3 protein-coding genes and 1 tRNA gene are annotated in these 2,555 nt (G+C 67.5%); all 4 read right to left on the minus strand.

Features of this window, described 5'->3' with window-relative positions; translation table 11 throughout:
- Positions 1-620 (minus strand): HD domain-containing phosphohydrolase (locus VFA16_RS20095; RefSeq protein ID WP_324969514.1); only part of this gene is annotated, 620 nt, incomplete at its 3' end.
- 265 nt (positions 621-885) lie between these two features.
- Positions 886-958: transfer RNA gene (locus VFA16_RS20100), tRNA-Lys, on the minus strand.
- A gap of 71 nt (positions 959-1,029) precedes the next feature.
- The gene (locus VFA16_RS20105) at positions 1,030-1,698 is read right to left on the minus strand and encodes a hypothetical protein (RefSeq protein ID WP_324969515.1); all 669 of its coding nucleotides are present in this window, start codon (positions 1,696-1,698) and stop codon (positions 1,030-1,032) included.
- A 3-nt stretch (positions 1,699-1,701) separates the two neighbouring features.
- Positions 1,702-2,555: twin-arginine translocase subunit TatC (gene tatC / locus VFA16_RS20110; RefSeq protein WP_324969516.1), on the minus strand; the 854-nt coding region annotated here is incomplete at its 5' end.

Below are 2,555 nucleotides of genomic sequence, written 5' to 3' on the forward strand. Positions count from 1 at the left end.
AACCCGGGATCGAACTGCGTACCGCGCCGGCGAACGGCCGCCTGGATCGCCGCCTCGGCGCCACCCAGTCGCCGGTAGTACTCGACGATCAACGCAAGCTGCACCAGCCGCGAAGCGATCGCGATCCGCTCACCCTGCAAGCCGCCCGGTGACCCCTTGCCGTCCCAGCGCTCGAACACCTGCAGCAATGCGTCTGCGACCCTATCGCCCAGGCCGAGCCCAACCGCGACGCCGCCGGCGATCCGGCAGTGGGTGCTCTCAAACGCCTCGGCAAGCTCGCGGCCCGAACCGACCAGTGACCCGAGCAGCCGCGTGCGGTGAACCAGACCGTGATCTGCGCCGAGGTGGCGCAAGACAAACGCGGCCCGCGCCGCTCCCACCATGTCGACCGGAAACCTGTCGGCCTTCAGCGCGATGTCATCCCCAAACCAGCGCGCCTGCTCGTGCGCATCCGCATGGCAGCCGACCCAACCGAGCAGCGCCACGTAATACACGACCGCCCGCTCCTGCTCGTCGAGCCCGATCTCCTCGGCCAGCCTCAGGGCGATCCGGCACGAGCGCAGCAGATGCTCCATCGGCTGCCCGAGGCCAAGGTCCACCGCCAACGACAGCGCCGCCACCAACTCGGCCAGCCGAAGCTCGCCACCCTCGTCCACGGCAGCCACAGCTGCACACTGTAGGCCGTCAACCGGGCGCGGACCCAACTCCGGAGAGAGGGCGGCGGCTTTCGCTTCCGCCTAACGCCGAGCTAGGCCCTGGCGAAGCTCAGCGGACGCCAGTCCACGTCACTCGGCGTCAACCCGCAAACTGAACCTCACAATTCACGCCGCCAACGGACTCTACACGAAATCCCTGGAACGCCCGAAATACTAGTTTCCAGCGAGGTGGGCCGTGGAGGACTCGAACCTCCAACCTTGGGATTAAGAGTCCCCTGCTCTACCAGTTGAGCTAACGGCCCAGGGGAGGTGCGATCTTAGCCGGATCGCCTCGGCGCGCCTCGTCGTAAGTCGCTAACGAGCCCCGGCGCGCTCAGCACTGCTGCTGGACGAGCGATGGATTGGTCTTCGCTGCCGTGACCGCGGTCTTGATCGTCGTCCGTTGCGCCTTGGGGGCGAGCGAGAGGGCCTTGTTCAAGGCGAGCTCGCCCTTGTCCGTCTGGCCTGCGGCGAACGCGGACGCGGCAAGGCACTCAAAGCCAGTGAGCTGGGTGGGCTGGGCAACGGTCACCACCTCCCAGGCGCTTGCCTCACCGGCATAATTGCCAAGCGCGCCGTAGGCCCGTGCGACGAGAATTGCCAGCGTGGAATCGGGGCTCTTGGTCAGCTGGAGGTAACGCTGCCACGCCTGAATCGTCCCCCTCAGCTCGCGCTTTCCGGAGGCGGTGAAGCTGTTGGTCGTGTTGTTGAAGTTGCTGCCCTCGCCCGCGGCCGTCCAGCGGGCCTGCACCAGCTGGGCCCACGCCGCAGCGCTGTTCGGGTGGGCCTTGACGGCCTTCAGCGCGCTCTGCTCCTGCTGGCTGACGACCTGGTTCTGATTGTTTCCGGACCCATTGCCCGTGAACGCGTTGAGGAGCCCGCCGATGCCATTGCCGGCGCCGACCCCGAACAGCACGAGGCCGAGGCCCATCAGCAGGGCGAGCCCGAGATAGACGCCTTGGACGGTGCGGCGGCGGCCGCGGCTACGTAGGTCAAACAGCATGGGTCACAACGAGGTCTCCAGACCGCTGTCGAATGTTTGTGTCGCCTCCGCGGCCGCCCGCGCGGCCGCCCGGCGATCGGCGATCTTGAGCAGCACGATACTGACGGCGAACAACAGAACGAGCGGCAGCGCCTCCAGCCCGGTCGTGACTGGGTCCGAGCCCGGCATCGCGGCGGCGACCACCGCGATGATCACGATCGCGTAGCGCCAGTGCCCGGTCAGGGTCCCCCCGTCGATCACGCCGATGCGGTGGAGCGCGAGCAGTCCGAGCGGCAGCTGGAACGCCAAGCCGATGCCCAGCATCGTCAGGATCTCGAAGGTGAAGTACGCCTTCGCCTGCACGAGCACCTGGAACTGGGCGCTGTTATAGCCCTGGAGGAAATGGACTGCAGGCGGGAGCACCACGACGTAGGCGAACACGATCCCGGTCAAGAACAACAGCGGTGCGGCCACCATCACCGGCACCGCCATCCTGCGCTCGGACGAATTGAGCGCTGGAATCGCGAACCCGTAGGCCTCGAACAGCAACACCGGAAGCGAGAACAGCAATGCGAAATAGGCGGCCACGGTGAGCGTCGTCGTGAACGGCTCGCCGACTCCGATCGTTATCGGTTTCTCCTTGGTCTGGACCTTTTGGTTGAGCGCAGCGGCCGCCTCGGCCGCCCCGCGCGCGATCTGCGCGGCGGCGGCACGGCCGCTCGCCGACAGGCCCGGCGCCGTCGCCAGGGCGGCGGCGCCGTGCTCGATCTTCTGAAGTCCCGCGCGCTCGTGGGCCTCCTGGTTAGGCACTGCCCCGAGCCCATGCTGCCCCACGACCGCCGGCGGTAGCGCCCGGTTGAGCAGGTGAATCAAGGGCA

The sequence above is a fragment of the Mycobacterium sp. genome, assembly GCF_035653355.1.
Lineage (GTDB): Bacteria > Actinomycetota > Actinomycetes > Mycobacteriales > Mycobacteriaceae > Mycobacterium.